This window comes from Thalassoglobus neptunius, assembly GCF_007859735.1.
Classification (GTDB): Bacteria; Planctomycetota; Planctomycetia; order Planctomycetales; family Planctomycetaceae; genus Thalassoglobus; species Thalassoglobus neptunius.
On sequence record NZ_SIHI01000025.1, the window covers coordinates 43,583 to 50,021 of the forward strand.

The 6,439-nt window shown below is 52.4% G+C and carries 5 protein-coding genes; 4 read left to right on the top strand and 1 reads right to left on the bottom strand.

All coding sequences use genetic code 11. The features are described 5' to 3' along the window. Positions 1 to 97: 97 nt before the first annotated feature. From KOR42_RS20090 to KOR42_RS20100, 3 genes are all read left to right on the top strand, one after another. Positions 98 to 973, top strand: a complete 876-nt coding sequence (locus KOR42_RS20090) for an alpha/beta fold hydrolase (protein WP_231741024.1) — start codon at positions 98 to 100, stop codon at positions 971 to 973. Positions 974 to 1,629: 656 nt separating this feature from the next. Further along, complete coding sequence (locus KOR42_RS20095) at positions 1,630 to 2,049, top strand: hypothetical protein (RefSeq protein ID WP_146511628.1); 420 nt, start codon at positions 1,630 to 1,632, stop codon at positions 2,047 to 2,049. Positions 2,050 to 2,215: 166 nt separating this feature from the next. Beyond that, positions 2,216 to 3,268: a DUF1559 domain-containing protein gene (locus KOR42_RS20100; RefSeq protein ID WP_146511629.1), complete on the top strand. Its 1,053-nt coding sequence runs from the start codon at positions 2,216 to 2,218 to the stop codon at positions 3,266 to 3,268. Between the two features lie 191 nt (positions 3,269 to 3,459). Here the strand turns inward: KOR42_RS20100 and KOR42_RS20105 are convergent, their stop codons facing one another. After that, complete coding sequence (locus KOR42_RS20105; RefSeq protein WP_146511630.1) at positions 3,460 to 5,346, bottom strand: redoxin domain-containing protein; 1,887 nt, start codon at positions 5,344 to 5,346, stop codon at positions 3,460 to 3,462. A 700-nt stretch (positions 5,347 to 6,046) separates the two neighbouring features. On the opposite strand from KOR42_RS20105, the gene KOR42_RS27915 reads away from it, so the two are divergent. Continuing rightward, a complete protein-coding gene (locus KOR42_RS27915; RefSeq protein ID WP_146511631.1) occupies positions 6,047 to 6,319 on the top strand; it encodes a 3'-5' exonuclease in 273 nt (90 codons plus the stop codon). Positions 6,320 to 6,439 lie beyond the last annotated feature (120 nt).

Sequence of the window (6,439 nt, forward strand, 5' to 3'; positions counted from 1 at the left end):
TGATTTGATTCCAAAAAACGCAGCTCGGATCGTTCTTCAGAACTTCACGATTTCCGAAGTGATTTTGGACCAAGCTCTAACGATTGATTGATTTGCTGTGCCGACTCCTCAGATTCCCGATTCATTCCGAAGCGAGCATCCATTCCATCCAAACACTTTGGAGATTGATGGTCACAGCTACTCCTATATCGACGAGGGGCAAGGTCGTCCGCTGTTGATGGTACACGGAAATCCGACCTGGAGCTTCGCGTGGCGTCGACTCGTCTCGCACTACTCACCGAGTTATCGCTGCCTCGCTGTTGATCATCTCGGAATGGGACTGTCCGACAAGCCGCAAGATTACGCATACACAATCGACCAGCACATCTCGAACCTCTGTCGGTTCATCGAAGAGCGTGACCTTAAGGACATCACTTTGATTGGCCATGACTGGGGAGGCTGTATCGGAATGGGAGCAGCTGGCCGGCTTCCGGATCGCTTTCGCAATTTCGTGATGATGAACACAGCTGCGTTTCGTTCGCAGGAAATGCCCTGGAGAATTGCCGTCTGTCGAACTCCCGTTCTCGGCGCGATCGGCGTGCGAGGCTTCAATCTCTTCGCCGGTGCAGCTGTCACTCAGGCTGTCGAAAAACCGATGTCTCAAGCTGTGAAGAGTGGATATCTGTTTCCATACAATAGCTGGGCGAACCGGATTGCAGTCCATCGCTTTGTTCAGGAAATCCCTCTTCACGCCAGTCATCCGACCTATCAAACGCTCGTCGAAGTCGAAGAGAACCTCGCACAATTCAAAGACCACCCATTCCTCTTCCCCTGGGGCGAGAAAGACTGGTGCTTCACGACGCACTTTCTGGACGAGTGGGAGCGGCGCTTCCCTCATGCCACCACTGTCAGAATGCCGGATGCGGGCCATTACATCTTTGAGGATGCTCCCGAACAACTGATCGCAGAGATCGACGCCTTTCTTCAGGACTAACTCCCGAGACATTGCCCTCCCCCGCGATACGGCAATCCGTCTGATCCCAGTCGATTCAGAATCCGCAACGGGCAGCTGCTCACGTGATCAATCGCTGTATCCATCTAATGGGGCATGCTGATTTCGAGCAGGCTCGCACGGCTCGTGAAAACGATCAGGAGCGGGTGCTCAGGCCCGTTCCGCTTCTGCGGCTCTCTTCAACCCTTCTTGGGGCACAGTGATTGGGGCACAGGGTTTTCCAGTCAGTGTGCGTATTCCGAGCAGTTAAGGCAGACCCAATCTCAGCCGAAAAATGGCGGGAACGAAATTCGATCCAACACGTCTCTCTTTCGACACGTAGGTAGACATGGATCTTTTTTCAGAATGAAATGATTTCTCCGATCCTTTTGTGTCAGTGAAGTGTTGAAATTTTCCTAAAGAGGGTGTTTCGGGCCAGGGTGATGAGAATCTTCCGGGCTTCACGATTTCGCTTTCTCTCAATGCAGCTGACTGCGGATCTTTAGCGATGAGTGCATGAAAACGGATGTCATTTCAGAGAAATTCATCAATTGAAAATGATATCAGAATGTTTGGATATGTCTGTTGCTGTCGTGTTTGATGTTGGTTATTGTTTTTTCATGCTGAACGAAAACGTTTGATTCATAAGGCTATAGGAAATGAAAGAATTGTGGCGTTTCACTTCGTTCATTTGGACCGGAGTTTTTCTTGCGGGTGTGCTCGGGTGCGGTGGAAATCCCGATCAGTATGGAGTGGTTCCTGTGAGAGGGGTGATCACCTGTCAGGGAGTGCCAATGGCGAAGGCGTTTGTCAATTTCACTCCGTTGGATGGGGAGGATCGAAAAGAAGGACGACCGGGACGTCCAGCACTGGGTGTGACCGACGAAGAAGGGAACTTCGAACTCACCACGTATGAAAACGGCGATGGGGCAATCGTTGGCAAGCACCGGGTTTCTGTTGGGCCTTACTCAGCGTCGGAAGCCGACAATCCAGATGCCGTGAAAAGATTTCCCTGCATCGATTCCACAATGGAAATCGAAGTCAAACCGGGCATGGGGGAGGTGAAGATCGAATTCTAAGGGCCGGAAGACGTCAAGGTTTACGTAGATGGATGGATTCGCACGACATTTCTGTTCTGCGGTGGAACCTCACTGCTTGCAACTCAGACGTGGATACCTTTCGTTGCTGCCATTCGTTCGAACAATTCTCAGGGTCTCGTCATTCTTTTCTTAAGGAGATGATCTTATGTCATTTCGGAAACTGCGACAGCGTCATTCTCGTGGGTTTACATTGATTGAGTTGCTGGTTGTGATCGCAATTATTGCGATTCTGATCGCCCTGCTTCTCCCTGCCGTTCAACAGGCTCGGGAGGCTGCCAGGCGAACTCAGTGCAAGAACAACCTCAAAAACATCGCCCTGGCGATTCACAACTACCAGGACACCTATTCTCGCTTTCCTCCCGGATCAGTTCTCCCGCAAGCTGGGAACACAAACCCGTATCCACCGACATCGCACAATAACAATATGGCTCGGACAGCCGGATGGACGTGGAGTGTCTTCATTCTTCCATTCATGGATCAGGGACCGCTCTATCAAGTCACAGCTGGAGCCGAACCGGTCATGGGACGCGTTGTCGCAGACCCGGTTCTCGTCAAAGAATTGCAAAGAACAATCCCGATTTATCGCTGCCCCAGTGATACCGGGCCTGGAACAAATGAAGCACCGAGCGAACATCACTTCCTTTACGGTCTGACCAACGCAGCCTCTGACTGGTATATCGATGGAAGTCAAGCAGGTCCTCGAATTGCCCTCGCCACTTCAAACTATGTGGCGATGCATCACCACCGCGTTCACCAAATCAGCGGCGGGCGGTGGACATACTCTGGCGGTTTCGGTCCCAACAGTTCCTTCAGCTTCCGCGACATGGTCGATGGAACAAGCAACACAATCTGTGTCGGCGAACGGGCCTATCTCGTCAATGGAGCGATGATGCACGCTGCGACATGGGCTGGTTGCGCCGCTGCCTGGCATGACGACTGCATCGACGATTCCTGGGCCACTGCCCGGTCTCCTGTGAATCCAACACAAACAGCTGTGTTCAACTCGTTCGTGCGACAACAAGGCTTGAGCAGCCTGCACTCAGGCGGAGTTCAAGTTGCACTCTTCGACGGGTCCGTCCGGTTTCTCTCAGAGAATCTTGATTTCAAGATGAACGGAGGCAACAACAACACGGTCGCGGATAGCGTCTACGAGTACCTCATCAGCCGCAACGATGGCCAGCCAATCGGTGAATTCTAGGCCTCATGAATCGACACACCACGTCCAAAAAACAGATTGGGCGTGGTGTTTTTTTTTATGGACTTATCAGTCGACCGTCATCTGCGTGATCAGTCAGATTGAAGAGATCAGGCGAGCGAACGAAGCACTCGCCGAAATAAAGAGGCTCGAGTGAGTGCCACGGGACCATGAAGATCGTGGCCTCTCCTCGTTCACTCCGAACGCCCTGCTCCGGATAGCATCGACCGGTATCGCGCTTGCTCGTGATCGGCGTACCGCAAATAGTGTCTGTTCATCTTCTCAAGGTCGCTGTGTGAGTCGCACAGATAGCGAAAGTGGCAAACTCCCATCTCGTCTTTCGTCTGTTCTCCCCACGTCACTTGCTTTGGAGGAGAATTCGGGTTGAGCGGATTCGACTCCGAATTGTCATAGATCGCCACAACGTCGATTCGAGTTCCTTTCGGGAGCCGGACGGGTTTCTTGTACAGGTACTGTCCTTGCCAGTTGAAATCCCAGTCTCGAATCCAGACCAACTCTTGAGTTGTCCCATTCGGAAGTGTCGCGGTCGCTTTCATTTCCTTGCCGAGCAGGTGCATGTGCGGCGCGGTATCAAGAAGTGTCGCATCGACCGGAAGCACGAAACTCGATTCGTGGCGGTAGTCTGATTCTCCCGCAGGGATCACCAGAGCTTTGTTCATCACCTGAATCTCGCCCACGACCTGTCGTCCTCCGCGAGTGAAATACAGACCAACCTGTGATCGGTCCCTCTCGACCTTTCCGGTTCGTTGATAGTGAATCTCCAGAACCAGGTCGCTGTGTGCGTGAAGTGGCTGTCCTGTCCCCTTTGGAAGCCGCTGCGGAGACATTCCCGGAAGCCAGCTTCTCAAAGCACCAGCGTTGAGAAATCCGGGACCGACAAAGCTCCCATAGCCAACATCCGGATAAAGGTCCGACAGCTTGCGGCCAGAATGGGTTGTGTCGATATAGAAGCAAGCATGGTGAACGACTCGACGATTCCCCGGCCGAAACTCAACAGCCGATACGAGGCGGCTGTCATGAAGTTGAATCGGCAGCACGAAATGCTGATGAATATCCGGTCCCTCTGCCCCCAGTTCGAACTCGTCTTCCATCGTCAAAATGAGGTCGGGCTTGCCCAGTCGCCATTCAAGATCCACGACTTGATGAGGAAGCGCGTCGGCGGTGTCACCTTCCGGCATTCCCGATCGAACCCATTCTTCGATCAGTTGGATCTCTTCTGGGGCCAGTCCCCGCGTGTTTCGGAATTCGCCATAACCCTCTGAGGGATGCCATGGCGGCATAAATTTGGTTTTCGTCACATGGACAATTTGTTCTGCATGGCGGCATGTTTCTTCATAGCTCTGCAATGTAAACGGGGCAGCTTCCCCAGCCCGATGGCATTCCACACAGTTCGCATGAAGGATCGGGGCGATGTCCCGATGAAAGCTCAGTTCGGTTTCCCCATCTTGTTGAGGCTTATTCTCGAGCAGACAACCGATGGGCTCAACGTACGCATACCTGACACTTCGACCGAGAACAACCGCTTTCGTGGCGTCCTCGAGATCGTGAATGCTCGGTCTTCCCCGACGACGCCCAAGAGCCGTGAAACGATTGTCGATTCGGCCTGAGTAAGCGACGACTCCAGCATTTGAGATGACGAGCGCTTGAGGCGTGTGTGTGGGCTGCAATGCGTTTCGAAGCACCTTGGAAGAATCGAACAAGACTGGAAAACGAATGCCGAATTCCTCGACGTGGTCGATCGCTTCCTCACGGGAAGTGCCGGGATTCGAGATGACTCCGAAAACTTCCACACCTTGCAGTCGATACTTCGTCGAGATCCGCTGAAGGGTTGGGATGGTCGCGCAACTGATGGGGCAACTCGTCGAAAGAAAGACGACGACCGTGGCCCGGTGATTCTCCGTGTCTCCAAAACGATGGGGATGCCCCTCTAAATCGACCCCCTTAAGATGATGGAGGTCGACCCGGCTAAGATTTGCATCATCCCCAAAGCTTGGAATTCCACTGGCCAAAAGCGTCGCCAGGCACACAAGCCAGGCCACGTAACGAATTCCAATTTCCATTCCAAACCTTAAGTTGAAGCGCACATCGAAACAAACGCTGACTCCTGCAAGGCAAAACAAGCCGCGACTGTGTTGATCTGTGCCGATCGACAGACAGACAACTGCGACGTGCTCGGAGAATGCAAGGAGAGCGGACTCGCCGGATGGGATAATGAATTGTCAGTAACGGATAACGGACGAATTGTCCATGATTTGAAAGTGAGGTCTCACCGCAGTCGTGAGCAAACCGGAGGAGGAGATCCCTCTGCGATTTCAGTTTTTCTCAATTGAAACGTAATTCTTTTGAGTTGCTCAACAGCTTTTATTGCAGTGATGAGTCGACACAAACAAGAAGTGAACCGCACCACGCTAGAGCTTGAAGCAACCTGCCACAAGGGCGAAGGTCACCGAATGCAAAGATAATCAAAGATTGATGCGAAACAGAACATGCCCAAAACAACGAACCCGGTTCAATTCCCAAGAGCCACACCTTCGTCAACATCAAATCCCCGAAGGGCCCTGCCTCTATCCATGCAGATTCCGGACACTTTGGGAAGAATTATCTCGCACTTGAAATCACTCGACTCTAACTAGCTTGGTGAACTCAGCAGCTGATCGCTTCTTTCGACAAAACTCGTTTCGGGTGATTTTCTCTGCATCCCTTCGAATGTTATCCTGAGAACTTGACGGGCAATTGCTATAGAGATCGAAAGGGCTTGGGATGTCAGATCAGCTTCAATCGGGACAACAAGAATACGCAGTCGTCGATGTCGAAACGACAGGAATGAGATCTACGGATCGAGTCATCGAGATCGGGATTGTTGTGCTCGACAGGGATCTTGAGGTCATTGATGAATATGAAACCTTGATCGACCCAATGCGGGATGTGGGAGAGACTTCCATTCACGGCATTTCACCCAAAATGCTTGCAGGTGCTCCGTCCGCATGCAGTAGATCATGCCTGCGCAGGACTGCCACCGGTAGCCCCCGATGACAGTCCCTAACGCGAAACATATTGACCTTCCGAGGAGGTCGCCACATTCCGCGTGTCCGCGGTAGAAAGCGACAAATGTCGGTCAACACTCCCTGTCATCGGTCTGCCCAGTCTTCGCAA